We start from the raw sequence: 21,531 nt of genomic DNA, 5'->3' as shown, positions 1-21,531 counted from the left end.
CTGCTAATTATTTGAAAGCTAACAGATATCTTTAATCATAATCGAAAAATCCAAATCCGGTATGCTCACCTGTCACAAAACCCGTTGTTTATTAATACGGTGCAAAATGAGATTTTTGATCTATCTCGAGTATTTTTTTGCAGTGCAGTTTCATAAAATTCACGATTCTGTCATGATTCTCGACCTAGTATGAAGGGACAAAGAGAGAAGAAAATATGACTAAAAAGAATAAGCCGACAAAAATAGTGTTGGCACACATCAACGACACCCACTCATACTTTGAACCAACCTCGTTACAGCTATCACTTAAAATGAACAACCACATCATTGAACCTTATGTCAGTGCTGGTGGCTTTGCTCGAATTTCAACACGCTTCAAACAAATAGAACAAGATGCCCAGCGTCAGAAGGTTGGAACCTTGTTCTTGCACGCTGGTGACTGCTTCCAAGGCACGTTGTACTTTTCCTTATTCAAGGGAAAAGCCAATGCCGATTTGTTGAATGCCCTTAATATAGATGCCATGACGCTCGGTAATCACGAGTTAGACATGGGTAATGAGCCCGTTGCGATTTTCGCGAAAAGAATCAAATTCCCGCTGTTGGCCGGTAACTGGAATCTATCGAATGAGGATATCAATAAAACTCATACGCTAGCGGACAACGACATTGTTAAGCCTTATCTGCCTGAAACACGAAGTGCTTCTTTTATAACGAAAGAGTTTGATGGCGAGAAGGTCGCAATATTCGGCTTAAGCATCGACAAGATGGCAGGCATCGCTAACCCAGATATCGATACACCGTTTGAAAATGCTTTGGAAACAGCAAAAGGGACCATTGAGCAAATCCATCAAGCAGGTATCAACAAGATTGTGTTACTTAGCCATCTTGGTTACGAAGCTGATTTAGAGTTAGCAGCCAACGTAACAGGTATTGGTGTCATCGTTGGTGGTCATAGTCATCGCTTACAAGGTGATTTCTCTGATATCGGCTTAGTTAAAGATGATGAATACGGTGTGAAAATTGGCGATACCTATGTTGTGCAAGCGGGTTTCCACGCCATGAGCTTAGGACACTGCGAAATCGAGTTCGATTCTCAAGGCAAAGTGACGCACTTCAATGGTAAAAACGAACTGTTATTAGGCCGTCGACTCTTTATAGACGCGAAACTGAGTGAAGTAGGGCAAGACGATGCCCACGATATGGCGTGTGAGTTTTTAAACAATCACCCTAATATTGCAGTGTGTAAGAAAGATCCTGAGCTGCAGAGCATTCTGACGGATAAATACCAGCCGCGAGTTCGAAAGCTTCAGCAACAAGTGATTGCTCATGCAGACACTAAACTTCGCCATGTACGTATTCCAGATGCTAAAGGCCCGAGTCAACTAGCCCCCTTGGTTGCTCAATCATTTCACCATCTAATGAACAAGAAAGGGCATCAGGTTGACTTTGCCATTCACAACGCCGGTGGTGTAAGAAATTCACTGAACAGCGGCGATGTCTCTGTTGCCGATATTGCCGGAAAACTACTACCGTTTGCCGTACCTATTGGTGTGTATGAAGTAAAAGGTGAAACGATCGCTGGCATGCTTGAAGGTGCAATCAATAACGCGATTGATAATGGTGTCGTGGGCACAGGTTCAGGTAGCTTTCCTTATACACATAATTTGAGGTTTTGTTACCACAAAGAAGCGCCTATAGGACACAGGATTCACCATCTAGAAATTCACTCTGATGATTCAGGTTGGCAAGCTGTTTCTCGCAACCGTATTTACCGGGGCGCGTCGTCAGCCTATACAATGAAAGGCAAAGAGGGCTATAACGCTGTGTTGGATATGATCGGTGATGGCACGGTCACCACTGACTCTATGGCAGACTGCTTCATCGAGTTTCTGCAAGACCACCCAGAGTCGCTTCAACTCAATGAACCGTTGAATTGCATGGAGTGTTTTAGATAACTAAAGCTGATACTGATATTTAACACTATTACTTTGGGTTATTTATAAAATTGGCATTGTTTATGCTTTATCTCTGCAGGTCGCCTTCTTGTGGAGATATGCATGGATAAGAAAGATTGGTTAGATGCGGTAGCGGTTGTCGGTTGGGTATCAGTTTGGTCAGCGTTAGTGTATTTAATACCTGCCGCAGGGCTGTAAATTGCTCTTTTTGCAACTTCATTACGCAGTGCAATAGCGTGTTTGACTTGCGAATTTATTCTTAGAATCAATTCGCGTGTTTATTTGACAAAGTGGCATCAATCAGAAAGGAGCGTTTGCTCCTTTTTTGCTTTTTCCGTGCAAATTTATATAGACGAAACACAACCAGAGGATTATTATCCACGCGTTTGGGGAGTAGTTAGCGCAAGTTTACATATCGTCATCTCGTTAGGCCAAGAGTCTATCCGGTATGTAAAAGTGAAATCCCATATTTCACTTCAACGAGACCAACGCAATCACAGTCAAGATCCGTAATGGAGCTTGATATGCTTTGTTTGCGGAAGGTCTTTGTACAGTTCTTCCGCCCGGAGGAATAATGAACTCAACTCAATCTCTATTATCTACCAATAGTGAATCCTTTTTTTCATCGCCAATCATGACGACTTATGCGGGCTTTTTCCTGCTAACGGTTATTCTCGTCTCTATTGATATCTATCAGACTCGTGGCGGTAACGTTACTATCAAGAAAGCGGCAATCTGGAGTGTTTTCTGGTTTGTACTTGCGTTTTTGTTTGCTGGCTCGATTTACCTATTTTGGGACATTTATGCGCCGAACAGTGACTACACAGCGCAAAAAGCAACCGTGTCATTCATTACGGGTTACTTGTTAGAAAAATCCCTTAGCGTAGACAACTTGTTTGTTTTTGCGATGATCTTTGCTCAATACCAAGTTCCTGAGCATCTAAGACCTCGTGCGCTTCTTTGGGGCGTAATTGGTGCATTGGTGCTTCGTGCAATTATGATCGCACTAGGCGCACAGCTATTGGCGGAATATCACTGGGTGCTTTACGTGTTCGCTGCGTTCTTGATTGGTACAGGTATTAAGCTGGCATTAGACAAGGGCGAAGAGGAGAGTGTGAATACTCTGCCTGAAAAGCTACTTCGTAAAGTGATGCCGGTAACAGAGGACTTCCATGGCCCTGCATTAATGGTTAAACAGGGTGCTAAATGGGCATTCACTCCAATGATGTTGGTCATCGGTGCGATCGCAGTCATGGACGTGATGTTTGCATTAGATTCTATCCCTGCGATCTTTGCGGTAACACAAGAACCGTTCTTGGTACTTGCGGCTAACGTGTTTGCGTTACTTGGTCTTCGCTCGTTGTATTTTGTACTGCAAGGTATGATGGACAAGTTCATCTATTTGAAACCCGCGCTTTCATTCATCATGGTGTTCATTGGTGTGAAAATGCTTCTGGTTGATAGCGAGTGGGCTATCCCAACTTACTGGTCATTGGCGGTATTGGTTTCTACGATGACGATTGCGGTTATAGCGTCGGTTTATGCGAAGAAGCCAGGCATTGAACAAGTAAATTAAAAACAAATATAACTTATCGAAAAGTCGATAATGAACACGTGGCTGATGAAGTGGAAAATTTATTTATGTAAATTTTCTGTGACATTGGCCACTGTTGTTTGCGGGGTGTTTGTACTAAATGCATGATTTAAACACTATATTGAATTTGTACTCACATAATCTGCATATCTATTTTGTGGCATTGTTAATGGTTTGTTTTATTAGAAAAACTAATCCCAAAATCTAATTTTAGTCATTTTTTAACCTGCAAAAGATCACCTATTATTCTTGTCATCAGAACGAAACACATTAATAAATTTATAGAGAGGCAATCATGGCTCAAGCAGTACAAATGAATACTATCGCTGTTCCTAACTCTATGGATAAGAAAACCTACTCGGTTAACTTCAAAGGATTGATTGCACACATTTTCGATATTCTTTTCGTAGACAACTCTCCACGTAGTTACTACGCAAGCGACCTATCTGGTCACATGCAACGCGATATCGGTATTAACCGTTAATCTCAGCGTTAACATGTAAATATAGAATTTTAAGAAAACGCCAGCCTCTAAAGCTGGCGTTTTTGTATCTGAAATAAACTCAATCTCTTCGTAAACTAAGCACCTGAAAGAAAAACCTAGGCATAACGGTCTGTATTTGAGCGCCATTCAATTCGCTTTGTACAAGGATCTCGGTATGTCACACGCCAAACGCAATTCATCATTGATTAAACTTTGTTTATTTGCCTTACCGATCGGCTTCTATTCCTCAGTGTCGCTTGCACAAACCTGGAGTAATGAAGGCCAGCCCGCACAGGTTATCGAGCTCTTCACCTCTGAAGGTTGTTCAAGTTGTCCTCCCGCTGATGCGTATCTAAGTACATTTGAAGATGACCCACAACTGTGGACACAAGTCATTCCTCTCGCTTATCACGTCGACTATTGGGACTACCTCGGTTGGGGGGATAAGTTCGCGAGTAAGGCGTTTAGTCAGAAGCAACGCTTGTACAAAGCTTATGGAGTAACAAGTGGGGTTTACACACCCGGCTTTGTTGTCGATGGAAAAGAGTGGCGCGGTTACTTTAACTGGTTAGACAGAACGTTGCCTTCGCTCAAACAACAAAATAACCTCAAGCTAACGGTCAACTATAAAGGCGATACGTTCAGCGTAAGTTACGAAGGCAAAGGGGATTATGTTGCTCATATAGCTTTGCTGGCGATGAACGAAGTCACCAGCGTTAAGGCGGGCGAGAACAGGGGTAAGAAACTCGAACATGATTTTGTTGTGGTTTACGATGGTTATCAGCGTGGTGAGTCTGAATGGCAATTTAATATCAATTTTGAGCCACTTGTCGCTACACCAGACGCAGTCGCTGTTTGGTTAACCGAGCCGAATTCGTATGCACCGGAACAAACGGTAGCAGGTTGGCTGAACTAACTGCAACCCACGACAATTGTGTAGCTGGAATACTCTTAGACGAAGTTGGTACGGCGAGTATCGAGGTTCTCACATCGATAACTTCGCTTCTGACGGATATTAATCAGTGAAATAGAAGCGAAAGGGCGATTTAGTTACGTAATACTGCTGAAATACGTTAGTATAGCGCGCTATTATTTTAGCTTTGAGTTCCTGCAATTAATGACTAACACCACAGCACCAACCAACTTCTCTGATCTTGGCTTAATCTCTCCTTTGATGGCTCGTTTATCTGAGCTTGAATACCAACAGCCAACGCCTATCCAAGCGCAAGTGATTCCAAGTGTGTTAGCAGGACGCGATTTAATTGCAGGCGCAAATACCGGTTCAGGTAAAACCGCAGCATTTGCACTTCCACTGTTACAAAAGATTCATGAAGATGCCCCTCTGGACCGTCGTTCAGGCAAAGGTAACTTTGTTTCTGGCCTTATCTTGGTTCCTACTCGTGAACTTGCTAAGCAAGTGGCTGACAGCGTTAAATCTTACGCTGTGCATTTCAATGGCGCGATTAAAACGGTTTGTGTGTTTGGTGGTGTATCGGTAAACACTCAAATGCAGGCGCTACGTGGCGGCACTGATATATTGGTGGCAACACCGGGTCGTCTGCTTGACCTTATTTCGAGCAACGCTATCAAACTAGATAAAGTGAAAACGTTAGTGCTTGATGAAGCTGACCGAATGCTAAGCCTAGGTTTTACCGAAGAACTTGATGCAATCTTGAAGCTCTTGCCGAGCAAAAAACAAACCTTGTTGTTCTCTGCAACTTTCCCAGAGCAAGTTAAAACGCTGACTCACGAACTTCTAAGCGATCCAATTGAAGTTCAACTTCAAAGTGCCAATGCGAGCACACTGGTTCAACGTGTATTCGAAGTAGAAAAAGGTCGCAAGACAGCGTTACTCGCACACCTAATTCAACAACATGAATGGCGCCAAGCTCTGATCTTCGTTAATGCGAAGAACAGCTGTGAGCACCTAGCAGACAAGCTTTACAAGCGCGGTATCATCGCAGAAGTATTCCACGGCGATAAAGGGCAAGGTTCACGTACTCGTATCCTAGAAGATTTCAAATCTGGCGAGATTGACGTTCTGATCGCGACAGACATCGCGGCACGTGGTCTGGATATTGAGAAGCTTCCAGTGGTAATCAACTTTGACTTACCGCGTAGCCCGTCAGACTACATGCACCGTATCGGCCGAAGTGGTCGTGCAGGTGAAGTTGGTCTTGCGTTATCTCTGATCGATCACGAAGATTACCACCACTTCAAAATCATCGAGAAGAAGAACAAGATTCGTCTTGAGCGTGAGCAAATTGAAGGCTTTGAAGTGGATGAAGAAGCGACAGCTGAACTGATCGCAGCACTAAAACCTGTTGCGCCACCGGCCGGTACTGGCAAGAAGAAAAAGAAGAAGAAAGCTCCAAAAAACCAAGATGTGTGGCTGAACAACAACTGATCTTGAGTCAGCAAGCCATATAAATCAATAAGTAATAGACATTCAAAAGGTGCTTAATTGCGCCTTTTTTGTGTCTGTAGGGCTGGGATTTGAGTCGTTAATAAACGACTGTTGCGGTGTTAAACAACCCGATAATCCGTTCGAAGGATAGCGTCCTCCATAAGAGATTCAGCGATTTAACGCTTTGCTTATAACCTGTTCGGGTTTTGAGCAATTGGGTAACCGCGTGAAGACCTCGATTAAACAATTAGTGCTGGCCACTTCATTTTTCCTGTTTACCCAACACTCTTCTAGTGCTGCTGAATTTGAGGTTAAAGGGGTTAATAAAACTCTCACCGAAAATGTAGAATTATATTTAGAACCTTTAGCCGATGTTCCTGCATCACAGCTATCGAAAACGAAGCTATCTAAACGTATTCAAGATGCACTCAACCCTTATGGTTATTATCACCCACAGCTCGATATCGACCTCAATGATTCTGATAACGTGATCATTAACATCGATTCTGGTCCTGTCATGCGCATCGCAGAATCGATAGTAAAAATAACAGGTGAAGCTAGCCTAGATGCGGAGTTCATCAATATACTCAATCAAAGCAAGTTAGGCTCAGGTTTAACTTTGTCTCACCAAGAATATGACCAAACTAAGCGTGCGATTTTCTCTTTAGCAAAGCGGAAAGGTTATTTTGACGGCAGGTTTATCGAGTCAAAGATTGAAGTTATTCCTAGCGAGAACATCGCGAATATACACTTGTATTTTGCAAGTGGTCCACGCTACAAGTTCGGTTCTATAAGTATTCCTGATGATGGGGTTGACCCTACCCGTATCGAGAAAATACCCACCTTTAAAAAAGGTGATGACTTTGACACCATCAAGTTAGGTGAACTGCAATCTGATTTGTCAGACACTCAATGGTTTCGAAGTGTCATCGTACATGGTGACTTTGACAAACTTGATGACAACCTAGAAGTTCCAATTGAAATCATTGCCGAGCCAAGTTCTCGAAATATCGTGCAGGTCGGTGGCGGCTATTCTACAGATCTCGGTTTACGCGCCTCTCTCAGTTGGTCAAAGCCTTGGTATAACCGGAGAGGCCACAGCTTTGAAACACAGACATATTTGTCTGAACAGGAGCAATCACTTCAGTTGGGGTACAAAATCCCCACAGAGAAAGTCACAACGGATTACTTTGGTATTCAGTTTGAATCGAAACGAATTGATCATCGAGACACCAATAGCTTTACAAACGATCTTAAGTTCGAACGTTACTGGCAATTAGACAGTGATTGGCAAAGCACCATTTATGTCAAATACTTGCACGAACAGTACCGTCAGGCGTCTGAGGAAGAGCAATCGCAATTGCTGTTACCTGGCATCAGTTTTTCTCAGGTTGATCGTAAAAATGATCAGTTGGAGCTCAATCATCGACACATCTATTCTGTCGAGTATTCTGACCCTAGTCTGTTCTCTGACTCAAGGCTGTTGCGGTTGGAAGGAAACAGTGTCCTTTCATGGGATATTAGTGACAGGCAGAAGCTCCATTTCCGCTCCAACGTAGGCATCAACATTGCCAAATCATTATCTGATGTGCCGTCGTCACTGCGGTATTTTGCTGGTGGCGATGGAAACCTGCGAGGTTATGGTTACGAATCTATCTCCCCTAGAGACGAGAATGGTGAACTAACGGGGGCACGTTATATGTTAACTGCTGGGCTCGAATATCAGCATCAAGTCTATCGTTCAATTTGGTTGGGCGCATTTCTTGATGTGGGTGATGCATTTGATCAACAAGCGGATTGGAAGCGTGGGACGGGCGTGAGTTTGATTTGGAACTCACAGTTAATGCCAGTTAAGCTCGATTTTGCTTACGGCTTAGATGCGCCTGAAGGCGACGAATTTCGTATTCATTTTTCCTTTGGTACTCAATTCTGATTTTTGTACGCTGTTTATGCACTCGCGAGGATGCGAACCATCTAATAGGATTCAAGTAAATCGAAAGAGCGTAATAACCTTTGTGCTTTAGCAAACACAAAGGTAAAAACAATGAAAAAGCTACGATTCGGTGTATTTGGTAATATGGGCCCTGAAGCAGATGCTCTGTTCCAAGATATCGTCGCCAAGAAAGAAATTGAACACGGCGCACTTAAAGACTAAGACCGCATGGCCATGATAGTGGTGAAAAACTCAGATATCCCCGATCGATCTGAAGTGATTAACGAAGGCGGTACCGATCCTGTGCCTGAACTGATTGAGTCAGCGTGCATTTTAGAACATGCCAATGTTCAGTTTGGCGTGATGACCTGTAACACCGCTCATTACTTTAGACCTGAGGTTCAAAAGCACACCAACGTTTATATCGTCGACATGCTTCAAACCACCGTTGATCAAATCAAAGAGCAGAACTCTGAATCTGTTGTTGGTATTTTATGTACCAACGGCACATACAATTCGGGAATCTATGATCGTTACCTAACGGACGCGAATCTGGTGTTCGTTAAGCCAGATTCCTTTGAGCAAGAGCATAACGTGCATAGTGCTATCTATGGTGAAGTAACCGGTGAGATGACAGAGTGTGGACAAGCAATCCGAGAAACCAACGGGATCAAAGCGGGCGAGTTTGAGCGTAATGCCGCACTGCTTGCTGTAGCGATTCAATCCATCGTAGAGAAGGGCGTTGATACGGTTATTTGGGGATGCACGGAACTTCCTTTGGTTAGAAAGCAACTTGAAACGGCATTTCCAACAGTCACTTTTATTGATCCTATGGAAGCGGTAGCTGAGCGTGTCGTTGATATTTACCGTCTCGCTGAGCAATATGTGGAGCGTGGACATGTGGATTACAACATTAATGATGTTAATTCGATCTTCACAACGCTTGATATGGTGAACTACGTAGCCCAAAGAGCGATGACCTACCGTCTATAAGCTCAGATACGTGTATTTGAAACATGAGAAAGCCGCGAATTACGCGGCTTTTTTACATTTGGACTGGAGAAAATTAAGATTCGAAGCTGAACACTTAAAGCTCGAACTCGCCATTCATTTTTCGAAATAACCAATCAGGTACCTTGTTCCATGAACTGTAGTTCGGGTTCTTAGTATGGATTTGTTCCTCTGAAGCCCAGATGGTGTCACCTGATTGTTCTCGCGACACAGCCCAGAACAACTCCTCTTTCTGACGTGTTAAGTAGTGTGTCACTTGCTTCGCAAACTCTTCACTGTCAACCAACACCCCAAACTCAACGTTGAGAAAGTCTGATCTTGGATCGAAGTTAGAAGAGCCAATATAGGTGACACGCTCATCTAAAATTACTGTCTTGTTGTGGTAGTAGGTATCAACATGAAAGTAGTGATCATCATTGATCGCTTGGCTTTTGTACTCATATATACTTACGCCCTTGTCGAGTAGAGTCTCACGGTGTTTTTCGTAATACGCAGGCACAAAGCCCGAATCATTAGAAGCCGATGAATTCGTCAGTAAGGTGACTTCGGCTTCGCTCTCTCTAAGTGCATCGACGAATACAAACTTGTTATCGCTTGGCACCATATAAGGCGTAGAAATAATAACCTTAGAAGGTGTCGGTACTTTTTGCTTCATCAAGTGTTCAATACGTTGGCGAAAGTAGGGCTTGTTGTCATTGAGTTTCTCCAGTGAGTCAAATACCGGCGTGACAGAGGCTGAAATGAACTTCGGTTGGTTTAAGCTCTTTATCTGCCTTTCGACTTCAGACGTGATCAATGCTTGATTCTTTTCACCTTTGTTCAACGCTTGGTATTGCTCTTTCTCTTTGATTTTAATGCGTTCTTGAATTGGCACTACATGCTCACTGTTCCACAACGCTTGGTAGTTTCGGTCGAAAGCAGCAATCACGTCGCCTTTAAACAGCACATCCATATCAAAGAAGTTGGCACTTTCGCTGTAGCCAAAGTAGTCATCACCGATGTTGCGCCCACCGAGGATCATCGATTGGTGATCAACGTTAAAGTATTTCTCATGCAGTCGATTATCTAACTGTTTTTGATGAGTAGAGAAGTTGAGCGCACGACCAATCCAGCCAGCTTTACGTGACTCAAAAGGGTTGAACAGTCGAATCTCAATATTGGCGTGTGAGTCCAACTCCGCAAGCCATTTGTCATTGAATACCAACAAGTCATCCAGTGTGAGGCGCACGGCCACATCGCGATCAGCGGCGTGTTTTAGCTCGTTTAACAGCATCAGACCCAGAGTGTCGTTTTCCCAAGAGAAGTAAGTCATATCAATCGAGTGTTTTGCTTGGCGAACCAGATCAATGCGGCGCGCAAAGGCTTCAGGCGCACTCGGGATCAAATAGACTTCGGCTTGATGTTCTGTGCTTTGCCAGTTAGCTTCGAAGTCAGGTTCAACATCGGGGTAAGGTTGGGCACATCCTGTGACCAAAGCAATCAACATTATTGTGCATGCTGTTTTTAGTTTGCTAAGTGTCATAACTAACCTGCGTTTAAACATAAAATTTGGATATAGAAACGGCCAGCGAGCTGGCCGTTAAAGTAGGAAGGGTGTTGAATATGTTTAGTTTAGGTACCAGTCCCAAGGCATAAGACCTTGCTCTGCTAGACCCGTTAAGCGACCTTCACGAAGCTTAGGATCAACACCTGGGTTTGTGACATAGTCCCAGTCGAAGGTAGTGCTGTTGTCGCTGAATCCTGCACCATCAATGACAAGCACATTGTCGGTAGCATCGCTGTACTGGTAGCTCTGGAACAATTCATCGCTAAACCATAGGCGTGACATTTCGTTCATCATTGCCTTCTCATTACTTGTCGGGTGAATCTCACCACCGTCAAAACGTACAGCTTTGTTGAACACAAACGGCAGTTCTGAACCGTTACACGCACCGCTGATACAACCAATAGTTTTGAATAGATCAATGTTTGACAGTTGGTCGTATTCGCCCGTTTCTTCATTTAGACCTGTTTTATAGTTCCACATGTTGAAGCTTGGTTTGTGCTCAAAGTGGTATAGCGTTGCTTCTACTCCGCTGTTTGCTGCCATATGACGAGCTGGACCATTGAACAAGGTGTCATTTAGCAAGGTTTTAAATTGCTTCATGTTGTCAAGAGCGCCACCAAAGCTAGATTCTGAGTTAGGGTAGAAATCAGTTAGAGCCAGAATATCTTGGGTTTGCTGGTGGCTAGTGATCTCAACAATGTCGACCAAGCAACCTACGGTACCCGCAATATCGTTGGTATCAATGCATCCAGTCATTTCAAGTAGATCACCTTCTAGCTTGGCACCATAAAATAAGCTCGTTACTGCGCTGTACGCACTGCTTGGCAATACAAGATCTGCTGAAACTTCATCACTTGCTTGCTCAGATAGTTTTTGTTGCAGAAGAACGATGTTGTTTTCATCTTCTAACCAGTTAACCATAGCTAGAGCTAGCTTTGTTGGATCTTCGTTAGTAAGCAGTTCAGGTTCATCATTTGTTAATAACTCGATGACCGTCGGGATTAAGAACGTAGCGCTAAATAGCATGCCAAAGCTGTTCGCTTCATGTGCATTTTCACCTAGGACAGTTGGTACTGATAAGCCTGCTTGCGTTGGTGATTTTGCTGATTCTCTACAGCTACCAAAGAAAGTTTCTTCACACAATATGTAAGGAGCATAAGGCATCAGGTTTGACATTGGCGTCTCATCTGCGGCTGGGCTCAGAATTGGGATTTGCAAAGAACCTAACAACCAATTTTTTAGCTGTTCAATACCATCCAAAGCTGTTTCTTGCGACGCCATGATCTTGTCAAGCGAAGTGTCTGCTGTAAAACCCTTACTGCGATCTTTTGCAACTTCATAGCTTGGATACTCAAACCCATAAGGGTTGCTTTGCATGATTGCACGTTGGAAATATTGACCTGCGATATCATGATCTTGCTGTAAGAAACCAATAGACATAGCACCAGAGCCTTGACCCATAACGGTTACGTTTTGAGCGTTACCACCGAAGTCAGCGATATTGTTATGTACCCACTCTAAGGCGCGCTTCTGGTCACCTAGGCCATAGTTGCCATCTTCGTTCGCGCCTTTAATCCATTGAGTACCTAACTGACCAAGACGGTAGTTAAAGCTTACATAGATGAAAGGCTTACCATCGTCGCTTCCTTGGGCAACCACGGTATCACCTTGGATGAGCGGCTCTGCACCAGAACCGTATTCGAAATCACCACCGTGAATGAATACATAAACCGGTAGTTCTGCGTCAGCATCTACGCCTACTGGGCGCCAGATATTGAGGTTAAGGCAGTTCTCATCTTGTGTTTGTGTTGTCGTTTTTAGTTGAGGACAAGCATAACCGAACTGAGTCGCATCCAAAGTACCTTCAACAAGGTTTACAACTTCACTGGGTTTAAAGCGCTGAGCCTCTGCATATTGAATCCCTTTGAAAGATTCAACAGAAGCCAGTTTGTCGTCTTCGGTATTAGACGTAATCACCAGCTCTTCTTTAGACGCTGTGATCATCGCGTCGCCGATTTGAGTAGTAAACGTTTCAGCAGGGGCAGGTACGAGAGGTTCAGGTTTATCTGGCTTTGGAACCGTTGGTTCAACGTCTGTGTCACAGCCAGCAAGAGCGGCCGCAATAGCGAGTGCGATGAGAGAACGATATGCAATAGTCATAAAAAATGTGTCCACAATAGAATTCGGTAAAATAACGAACCGCGCATCGATACCGTCAAACCTGTAGATCCATAAGGTGATGGCTCCGTCTTTGGAGCATTTGACGTTGTGTTTCTTCGTGTGTTATCTACTGGATAACCAACGTTGGCGCGTTTTCATTTGTATGATGTCGACCTAATACAACGTAGGTTCACATCAGAAATTTGGTTAGATTTAGTCTAAAAGCGATAGCCAAGGTTCAATGTCACAGCCGAACGAGTTTCACCTTTGTTGTACAACACGGTCATGTTGTAATGCTTGCCAATCTGTTTGTTGACTCCGGTTAAAAATGCCCACTGGTTAATGTCCACACCAACGTCGTAATCAAACTCAATATCGTCTGTTTTTACAGTACCTTGCATACGTGAATCTAAACCTTGGTATTCAGCACCAACGAAGAATTGAGCTCGATAATCAACCAATTGGTAGCCCAACATTGGCTGAACCGTGACAATACCGTCACCCCAATCATCCATCCCTTTCAGACGGGTTTGTGAATAGGTACCCGTCACTGAGGCAAAGAACTCTTTGTAACCAACAGATAATGTTGTACCCGCACCGCGTAAGTCATATTCGAGATGGAGTGGTACATTTAAACGCCCACTGTTACACAGTGCTGATACGCCCTCGCACAGTTTGTCGCCTAGACCAGGTAATTTGTTATTGAGTTTATCTTGTAGATATTCTCCCGCAGCGCCGGTGTAAGAGGCATCAACATTCGCATCAACGTTTACCTTTCCTACATATCCGAATACATTCCAGAACGGCAGAATATTCACATCACCACGTATTGAAAGACTTTCTGCTTTAACCGTTGCAACGCTATCTTCAGGGTCGAATAGGTCATTCAAGCGCACACCGCTAATGACGTAATCGGTCATAGGAAGGTTCATGTCTTGATTGCGATAAGCAACTGAAACACCGAATGGTAATGGCAAATCGATACCTTGACGACGCACCATGTCACCCATTAAAGGGAATACTCGATCTAACTTAACACTCGCTTCTTGCATACGAGGATCTGAAACTTCTTTTAGACGCTCTTCATGCAGGACATTAACGCCGTTGTCGTCTTCATAAATTGCGACGGGTTCAGTTACAGCGCTCATGGTCATCGGTTTCGTTTTAGACGTACCCTCGATGTTAGTTGTCTTACGTTCAATAACGACTTTACCAGAGTCTAACGTTTGGAAATCAATCACTTGGTAATAGGTATCGACTTTTGACTTACCAAGATTAAATGGCTTGTCGTTGGTGATTACCATGCGTTTTGGTGTGCCGCCTACAAGTTCAATATCAACATTCAAGAAACGGAAATAGGCGATGTCTTGTGGTAAGCCGTATTTCGAATAGTTGAAGCTAATGGTCACGTCGCCGTTGTCTTTTTCATTGACTTTCACTGACGATGGATCGAAGCTTTCTGCATAATTTCTTAGTCGATACTCAGTGCGCGTAAACTCTTCAATTTCATCGATCAGTTTTTCGTTTTCATCCAGCTCTTGCGGGTTGTATTTGACGCGCAGGTCGATGTTGCCTTTGCTGTCTGTGTTTTTTATCAGATAGACGCTTGAGTCACGAACCTCATCGCCAATTTGTATGGTTCGATGTGCGTGTTCAACTAGGTGTTCGCCCTGTACGAGCGAACTGATTGCTAGCTTTGGTAAATCATGACTGATGCCATATTTGTCAAATAGTGCTCGACCTTTTTCCATAACTTCGCTGTAAGTCTTGGTTTCTGCCGCAGACGCAAAATTGGGGGTGGTAAGTAATAGGGCGCTCGCTAACACAGAAAGAGTATGGGTCTTACAAGCGCTGGTGCGTATTTCAAAAAAACTCATGACGGTTTCCACGCTGAGTGGCCTCAAACCTTCGAGACTCAAACAGTCGATGTAATACTGAACGTCGTGTTCAGTTGTTATGTATTTATCCGTTAGGATTGCTAGTGTGAATGTCGCGACTAAAAATGCATTGCGTCAATCAATGAGAGGATTTTAAGAGGAGGTGGCAGATCGCGTTAATCGCTTTTGATGGACGCTATCCTCACTTAGTAATAATTAGCGTTAATCAATTGATTTATAATGATTTTCAATAGATAAAAAAACGGCCTGTGAAGTAAAAATACTTGGCAGACCGTTTTGTTGTGAGTTGTTAAGCGCATTTAGTTCTAAGCAGCTACCCTCACTCTAAATAGATCAGTAAACAACTTCGCTATCATCAGAATAATCAAAATGTTTACGAGCATCAAAAGTGGCGTTTCAATTCCATAAACAGGTGTGAGGTTGAGCGCACCAGATGTGAGAACAACTAATAAGTTAATACCCAATATTCGGTGTACCATGAGCTTAGGTGTCGCGAACACTTTCCATATCACCATAATGTTAAGGAAGTAGAATAGTCCCAGCTCCCATAGTTCTGTCATTAATGGCATCACAAAGATGTATTGCAACAGAACCACCGACCCTGTACCCAACACACCATAAAAAGCGTCCTTAATAACGCTTGGTGGCATGGTCGGCACCATAGAAGAGAATACACCGGCTAACATAGGAAATATGAAACCACCTGGAACTGGAAGATAAATCCAAACCAACAGCGATGTGATAAACATCGACACGCCTTGCAGCACTTTGCGCCCATCTTCATTCAAATGTTCAACAAACGTGCGATGTGCATGATGCCAAGACACGTCTTTATGATCACCTATGACATTGAGTTCACCCTCAACAAGAGATTGTTCTGGTGTTAATACATCGAACGTCTTCAAGTTGTGAGTAAGAACTGCCCATTGGATATCTAAGTCTGATTCGCTGTTACTTTGTTTGAGTAATGTATCTTGGATATGTGCCATTTCATCGATACGCAAGCGCCATGTTTGGATGTTCTCTTTAAGGTGGTAGCTTCCGGTCAGTGGCAGATCTAAAAGTTGATACAGCTTATCAATATTCGCGGTGTTGCTTTCAAGTGCGGCAATGTCGATGTTGTCTGTTTTTTCCATCGCATCTAACAACGCTTGTTTACTGGTTTCGAAACGTTGTACAAAGTTGAGTTCAGTATTCACAGGCCACACGATGCGATACACAATTGAGAACACAACAACACCTAATAGTGTTTCTTGAAGTCTAAGTACAGCAAAGTGAAAGGTGGTTTGGTTATCAAACCCGCCCAGACAAGCAACAATCGAACACACGGTAAATCCTATTGAAAAGATGTAGCCGTATTTCTCGTCACTAGACATGAAAATACAAGTGCCTAAGAACACGGTAAGAAATGTTAGAAACAAAAATCGATCTTGTGAAAACATCGCAATGAGGAAAAAGGCATAACCGGTCCCTAACAAGGTTCCCATTAACCGGTTATGGCCTTTGTTTATTGAATGGGCGAAGCTCTCGTTCAATGCCATCACTGCGACGGCTATCGCAGCCCAATACGGTTTTTCCCAACCAAACCACAACGCTAGGCAGATTGCGATAACGATAGAGAGTGCGACTTTAATCGCGTCTTTAGTCGATGCAGTGAACATAAGAATCACCTAGCTATTTTTGATTATTTTGATCGAGGCAGTCATACCAACACGCAGTTGTACGTCTTCTGGTATTTTGTCTAACTTCACTTTGATAGGGATGCGTTGAGCTAGGCGTATCCATTGGAAGTTTGGATTCACGTTTGGCAATAAATCATTACCTGTGCTGCCGTCTTGCTTCGCGATACCAAAACCAATACTTTTAATATGTCCTTCTAGCTGAACATTGTTGTGCATCATTAAGGTCACATAAGCAGTGTCCTGAGCATCGACACCGACTAAATCAGTCTCTTTGAAATAACCTTCAATCCAGAAGCTATCTTCATCAATTAGCGCAACCACAGGTGAATTCGCGACAACTTGAGAGCCAACACGTAGGTTCAGATTGGTGATATAGCCGTTAGTAGGCGCATATACCTTGGTGTACTCAAGGTTGAGATGTGCTTCTTCTACGTTCGCTTTTGCCAGTTCGACATTTGCGGCGCTGGTTTCTACCGCGTTGTTCAAGTTGTTTAGTGTCAGCACGGGCACGGCACCGGGCGTTCTTTTCTCTAAATTCAACGCGCGTTGCTCTTCGTTTTTGGCTTTGGCGAGTAGGGCAAATGCTTGTTTTTGAGTCGCAAGTGCTTTTCTGTAGGTCGCCTTGTAAATACTCGGATCGATCTCAAAAAGAAGATCGCCTTTTTTTACCTTCGAGTTGTCTTCGACATGCACTTCAATGACTTGACCCGTGACTCGAGGTGTAATCGAGACGATATAAGCGCTGACTTGTCCGTCTCTGGTCCATGGGTTACTTGAGTACGACTGGTAATAGCTATAAACCACAGTTCCCGCAGCAGCCAATAATAAAAGTGTGATGAGATAACGTTTGATCACAGTAAGTGCCTCAAAAAATGGTAATAAAATGGCCGATAGCGCCAGTAAAAATCACGATCAAGCTCAGTTCTGCTATTGCAGGAAAGGCGACGTACTTATGAAGGCCAAACCGTGTCGCGATTAACCCTGTTAGCATTGTCAGTATGTAAGCCAGTGCGATAACCAATAACAGCGGTGGGAAGTAGACTTCATCCCACACAAGCTCATGCGGCATGGTATTCATGGTTCTGTTCTCTATTTGTTTGATGAATGCAACGATAACGGAGTTCGATTTATTGTGATAATCGCTTATAGAGGATCGTACCCATCAAAATCCAACTTTATTCGGTGATTATGCCAACTGCCTCTTTGTTGAGAGCCGTAAGCCAGTAAAACAACGGTAGGTAGGTTGTCGTTCTTGAAGTGGAAACACTTAATTGAAATTGATTTCGAAAATCATCTACTTTTTCCGGTTTAAGATAAATCTATTTAAAACAATCATTTAAGATGTAAGTTGCACTTCAAAAACTATGCGAACAGTTAAAGTGATGATTTGATCCATCAAATGGGATTACATAATAAAACCTTTTGTTCTTAATATTCGGTTCGAAGCAACGAGATGCTTTATTTATTTTGAATAATCCAACAAATATCATTATTAAGTTATTCGTTAGATTATTTACTCCTTATATTTAGTAACAAGAGTAAATTTGTCATGGACATTATTTCTAATCTGTTTGACATGGCACCATTTGTCGCACTATTTATTACACTCTCATTGGGTTATATGGTTGGTAAAATTACTATCGGCCGATTTGTTTTAGGCGGTGTGGCCGGAACATTATTAATGGGCGTAATTATTGGGCAATTTGGTGTTCAGATTGATCCCGGCGTAAAAAGTATTTTCTTTGCGCTCTTTATTTATGCTGTGGGTTATCAAGGCGGCGCACAATTCTTTAAAGCGCTTAACTTTAGAACCATCAACATTCTGTTGTCTGCGGTTGTTATGACGGTTTCAGGCTTATTGTGTGTACTTGCCGCTGCGTGGTTGTTTGACTTAGATAGAGGTACTGCTGCGGGCCTAGCTGCCGGTGGTTTAACTCAGTCTGCGATCATTGGTACTGCAGGCGATGCGATCGCCCGTTTGGGTGGTGTGTCTGAAGAAGCCAAACATCTGATGCAAACTAACGTTGCTGTAGGTTACGCTGTAACTTACATCTTCGGTTCTCTAGGTCCAATCCTAATGGTGACATGGGTATTCCCAACACTAATGAAATGGGATATCCGCGCTGAAGCAATCAAAATGGCAGAAGCGAACTCAGATGGTAATGCAGAGCTTGGTGCTGGTGAATTCAATGCGATGACAAAACTTGAGACTCGCGCTTTTGAAATCAAAGCAGAGAGCAAAGTGAATGGTTTGACACTAGCCCAAATCAATCAAGATTCAATAGACGCATGCATCGAAGTTATCGAGCGTGATGGCAAAGCGATTGAAGCAGACAAATTTACTAAGCTTCAACAAGGCGATGTTCTGGTTATCACAGGTACTCGTAAAGCCATTGGTCAGTTGAAAGGTGACTCTGTTGGCTCTGAAGTTGTGCTTCCAGAAGAGTATGAAGTCATTGAAGAGAACCGTCAGCTTATCGCAGACAACAAACAACTGATTGGCCGTACACTAAGTCAAATCAAATCAGAAGCGAACAAAGGCACTTACCGTGGTGTTTATGTGACTGACTACCTTCGCGAAGGTGTATCAATCCCAGTTCACGCTGACCTTGTTGTTAAGAAAAATGATGTTATTCAATTAACTGGCTCACCAAGCGATATTAATCGTGTTCAAGGTACAATCGGTAAGCCAATGAACTCAGCAACAATGACTGACTTCATTGTACTAGGCATGGGTATGGTATTGGGTCTTTTGATTGGCCTAATCAACTTCAAAATTGCAGGTATTCCGGTCACTATCGGCTCTGGTGCAGGCTGTCTAGTGTCAGGTCTGATTGTTGGTTGGTTACGCAGCCGTAACCCACATGTGGCGCAATTCCCAGAATCAGCAGCAAGCTTTATTCGCGACTTCGGTCTAGCAGCATTCGTGGGTATCGTTGGTCTTGAGGCTGGCCCTCAAGCGGTAGACACCATCAAAGAACACGGTATGAGCCTACTATTCTTGGGTGTTGCGGTAACCATCATTCCACAGATTATTTCATTCTTCTTCTCGTACTTTGTATTGAAGATAAAGAATCCGGTAGAAGCTTTAGGTTGTGTAACCGGTGGTCGAAGTGCAAACCCAGCGTTCGCGGCATTGATGGAAAAAACAGGCAACGCAACGCCAGTATTCTCTTTTACTGTGACTTACGCCGTAGCCAACGTGTTACTGACTCTATGGGGCCCAATTATCGTCGGCATTATTACCGTTAATGCGGGTATGTAATTAAAACCTACAACTCATTATAGATTTAAAAAATCATCAACTTATTAACAGACCTACCCAATCAAAAATAGGGTAGGCCTGAATAATCACGCTTAAGTAAAACACTTTATTTAATTACAAGTGTTTAATATTAAATTATTAGGTAAATATTATGACTACTCAAACTCCAACTATCGATTTTTCAAAATTCGCTGACCTAAGCCCATTCGAGCTAAAAGACAAACTGATTGAAGTGGCGCAAGCTGTGCCAGATCGTGCACTTCTTGATGCAGGTCGTGGTAACCCTAACTTCCTAGCAACGCTACCTCGTAAAGCCTTCATCCGTCTTGGTGAGTTTGCGGTAGCAGAAGCAGAGCGTAACTACGCTTACCTAGGTGGTGATTTCGGTGGTATCCCTGATGGTGTTGGCATCGTTGAGCGTTTCGACACGTTCGCAAGCCAATATGCAGCAGACAAAGGCGTTGACTTCCTACGTCGTGCACTAAGCTACGCAAAAGACCGTCTAGGTATCGAAAAACAAGCGTTCCTAAACGAGCTAGTACTGGCTTACCTTGCGTGTAACTACCCAGTACCACCACGTATGCTAGTGAACATCGAGAAAGTGGTTAAACAATACATCGCAGAAGAGATGTACGGCCCAATGCCAATGACGACTAACTTTGACTTGTTCGCAACAGAAGGCGGCACAGCGTCAATGACGTACACGTTCGCAACCATGTTCAACAATGGTCTATTGAAAAAAGGTGACAAAGTTGCGCTAATCACGCCAATCTTTACCCCTTACCTAGAAATCCCAGAGCTAGCAGAGTATGAGCTGGAAATCGTTGAGCTACGCCTTGATGAGACCACTTGGCAGCTACCAATGTCTGAAATCGAGAAACTGGCAGATACAGACATCAAACTGCTTTGCGTCGTTAACCCTGCTAATCCAGCATCAGTGAAATTCTCTGACGAGACTCTAGAGAACCTAACAAACTTTGTGAATGAGCAACGCAGTGACCTATTCATCATCACTGATGACGTATACGGTACATTTGCCGATGACTTCGTTTCTCTATTTGCAAAACTACCATACAACACACTTTGTGTTTACTCGTTCTCTAAGTACTTTGGCGCAACAGGCTGGCGTTTAGGTACCATTGGTATCCAACACAAAAACGTATTTGATGACGCACTAAGTTCTTTCAGCGAAGAAAAACAGTGTCAACTTGATGACCGTTACAAAACACTGACTCCAGAGCCACGTGACATCAAATTCATCGACCGTATCGTTGCTGATAGCCGCAGCGTAGCATTGAACCATACTGCAGGTCTGTCTCTACCACAACAAGTACAAATGGCGATGTTTGCATTAACTTGTCTAATGGACTCAGAAGGTCGCTACAAAGCCGCTTGTAAACGCATCATCCGTGAGCGCTACACAACGCTTTACAAAAACATGGGTGTAGCAATCGAAGAGAACAAAGACCGTGTGGATTACTACACACTACTAGAGCTAGACACGCTAGGTGGCAAACTTTACGGTCAAGAGTTTGTCGACTGGTTCAAAGCTAACGAGAAAGGTAAAGACTTCCTATTCCGTCTTGCTCACGAAAC

At 43.4% G+C, this 21,531-nt stretch carries 15 protein-coding genes; 9 read left to right on the top strand and 6 right to left on the bottom strand.

The window, feature by feature from the left end:
• The first annotated feature begins 215 nt into the window (after positions 1-215).
• The 7 genes from AB4209_RS05735 (at position 216) to AB4209_RS05705 (ending at position 9,366) form a co-directional block, all read left to right on the top strand.
• Positions 216-1,955, top strand: a complete 1,740-nt coding sequence (locus tag AB4209_RS05735) for a bifunctional UDP-sugar hydrolase/5'-nucleotidase (RefSeq protein ID WP_102333460.1) — start codon at positions 216-218, stop codon at positions 1,953-1,955.
• Between the two features lie 574 nt (positions 1,956-2,529).
• The gene (locus AB4209_RS05730) at positions 2,530-3,531 is read left to right on the top strand and encodes a TerC/Alx family metal homeostasis membrane protein (RefSeq protein WP_017059813.1); all 1,002 of its coding nucleotides are present in this window, start codon (positions 2,530-2,532) and stop codon (positions 3,529-3,531) included.
• A 313-nt stretch (positions 3,532-3,844) separates the two neighbouring features.
• Positions 3,845-4,033 (top strand): hypothetical protein, encoded by a 189-nt coding sequence (locus tag AB4209_RS05725; protein WP_017059812.1) that lies wholly within the window; start codon positions 3,845-3,847, stop codon positions 4,031-4,033.
• A 175-nt stretch (positions 4,034-4,208) separates the two neighbouring features.
• The gene (locus AB4209_RS05720; protein WP_372055118.1) at positions 4,209-4,949 is read left to right on the top strand and encodes a DUF1223 domain-containing protein; all 741 of its coding nucleotides are present in this window, start codon (positions 4,209-4,211) and stop codon (positions 4,947-4,949) included.
• A 201-nt stretch (positions 4,950-5,150) separates the two neighbouring features.
• Positions 5,151-6,440 (top strand): DEAD/DEAH box helicase, encoded by a 1,290-nt coding sequence (locus tag AB4209_RS05715; RefSeq protein ID WP_017069930.1) that lies wholly within the window; start codon positions 5,151-5,153, stop codon positions 6,438-6,440.
• A 214-nt stretch (positions 6,441-6,654) separates the two neighbouring features.
• The gene (locus AB4209_RS05710) at positions 6,655-8,373 is read left to right on the top strand and encodes an autotransporter assembly complex family protein (protein WP_029235239.1); all 1,719 of its coding nucleotides are present in this window, start codon (positions 6,655-6,657) and stop codon (positions 8,371-8,373) included.
• Positions 8,374-8,601: 228 nt separating this feature from the next.
• Entirely contained in the window at positions 8,602-9,366 is a 765-nt protein-coding gene (locus tag AB4209_RS05705; protein ID WP_017070494.1) for an aspartate/glutamate racemase family protein, read from the top strand.
• Between the two features lie 94 nt (positions 9,367-9,460).
• On the opposite strand, the gene AB4209_RS05700 is transcribed toward AB4209_RS05705, so the two are convergent.
• From AB4209_RS05700 to AB4209_RS05675, 6 genes are all read right to left on the bottom strand, one after another.
• Positions 9,461-10,906, bottom strand: a complete 1,446-nt coding sequence (locus tag AB4209_RS05700; protein ID WP_372055116.1) for a phospholipase D family protein — start codon at positions 10,904-10,906, stop codon at positions 9,461-9,463.
• 84 nt (positions 10,907-10,990) lie between these two features.
• Positions 10,991-13,090 carry a carboxylesterase family protein gene (locus tag AB4209_RS05695; protein WP_372055114.1) on the bottom strand — a complete coding sequence of 700 codons (2,100 nt, stop codon included), beginning with the start codon at positions 13,088-13,090 and terminating at the stop codon, positions 10,991-10,993.
• A gap of 218 nt (positions 13,091-13,308) precedes the next feature.
• Positions 13,309-14,967, bottom strand: a complete 1,659-nt coding sequence (locus AB4209_RS05690; RefSeq protein WP_372055112.1) for a hypothetical protein — start codon at positions 14,965-14,967, stop codon at positions 13,309-13,311.
• 326 nt (positions 14,968-15,293) lie between these two features.
• Positions 15,294-16,649: an FUSC family protein gene (locus AB4209_RS05685; RefSeq protein ID WP_372055110.1), complete on the bottom strand. Its 1,356-nt coding sequence runs from the start codon at positions 16,647-16,649 to the stop codon at positions 15,294-15,296.
• A 9-nt stretch (positions 16,650-16,658) separates the two neighbouring features.
• Positions 16,659-17,525, bottom strand: a complete 867-nt coding sequence (locus AB4209_RS05680; RefSeq protein WP_017059803.1) for an HlyD family secretion protein — start codon at positions 17,523-17,525, stop codon at positions 16,659-16,661.
• 10 nt (positions 17,526-17,535) lie between these two features.
• Positions 17,536-17,748 (bottom strand): DUF1656 domain-containing protein, encoded by a 213-nt coding sequence (locus tag AB4209_RS05675; RefSeq protein WP_372055108.1) that lies wholly within the window; start codon positions 17,746-17,748, stop codon positions 17,536-17,538.
• 471 nt (positions 17,749-18,219) lie between these two features.
• On the opposite strand from AB4209_RS05675, the gene aspT reads away from it, so the two are divergent.
• A complete protein-coding gene (aspT, locus tag AB4209_RS05670) occupies positions 18,220-19,935 on the top strand; it encodes an aspartate-alanine antiporter (RefSeq protein ID WP_372055106.1) in 1,716 nt (571 codons plus the stop codon).
• 151 nt (positions 19,936-20,086) lie between these two features.
• Positions 20,087-21,531: bifunctional aspartate transaminase/aspartate 4-decarboxylase (locus AB4209_RS05665; protein ID WP_372055104.1), on the top strand; the 1,445-nt coding region annotated here is incomplete at its 3' end.

This window comes from Vibrio sp. 10N.286.48.C11 (assembly GCF_041469805.1).
GTDB lineage: Bacteria > Pseudomonadota > Gammaproteobacteria > Enterobacterales > Vibrionaceae > Vibrio > Vibrio crassostreae_C.
The sequence above is the reverse complement of the archived record's forward strand: the minus strand, read 5'-3'. Positions and strand labels throughout refer to the sequence as shown.

What these genes read in the sequence shown, in the direction of transcription:
- AB4209_RS05735 (WP_102333460.1), top strand. Translation starts at nt 216, where the DNA reads ATGACTAAAAAGAATAAGCCGACAAAAATAGTGTTGGCACACATCAAC.
- AB4209_RS05730 (WP_017059813.1), top strand. Translation starts at nt 2,530, where the DNA reads ATGAACTCAACTCAATCTCTATTATCTACCAATAGTGAATCCTTTTTT.
- AB4209_RS05725 (WP_017059812.1), top strand. Translation starts at nt 3,845, where the DNA reads ATGGCTCAAGCAGTACAAATGAATACTATCGCTGTTCCTAACTCTATG.
- AB4209_RS05720 (WP_372055118.1), top strand. Translation starts at nt 4,209, where the DNA reads ATGTCACACGCCAAACGCAATTCATCATTGATTAAACTTTGTTTATTT.
- AB4209_RS05715 (WP_017069930.1), top strand. Translation starts at nt 5,151, where the DNA reads ATGACTAACACCACAGCACCAACCAACTTCTCTGATCTTGGCTTAATC.
- AB4209_RS05705 (WP_017070494.1), top strand. Translation starts at nt 8,602, where the DNA reads ATGGCCATGATAGTGGTGAAAAACTCAGATATCCCCGATCGATCTGAA.
- AB4209_RS05700 (WP_372055116.1), bottom strand. Translation starts at nt 10,906, where the DNA reads ATGACACTTAGCAAACTAAAAACAGCATGCACAATAATGTTGATTGCT.
- AB4209_RS05695 (WP_372055114.1), bottom strand. Translation starts at nt 13,090, where the DNA reads ATGACTATTGCATATCGTTCTCTCATCGCACTCGCTATTGCGGCCGCT.
- AB4209_RS05690 (WP_372055112.1), bottom strand. Translation starts at nt 14,967, where the DNA reads ATGAGTTTTTTTGAAATACGCACCAGCGCTTGTAAGACCCATACTCTT.
- AB4209_RS05685 (WP_372055110.1), bottom strand. Translation starts at nt 16,649, where the DNA reads ATGTTCACTGCATCGACTAAAGACGCGATTAAAGTCGCACTCTCTATC.
- AB4209_RS05675 (WP_372055108.1), bottom strand. Translation starts at nt 17,748, where the DNA reads ATGAATACCATGCCGCATGAGCTTGTGTGGGATGAAGTCTACTTCCCA.
- aspT (WP_372055106.1), top strand. Translation starts at nt 18,220, where the DNA reads ATGGACATTATTTCTAATCTGTTTGACATGGCACCATTTGTCGCACTA.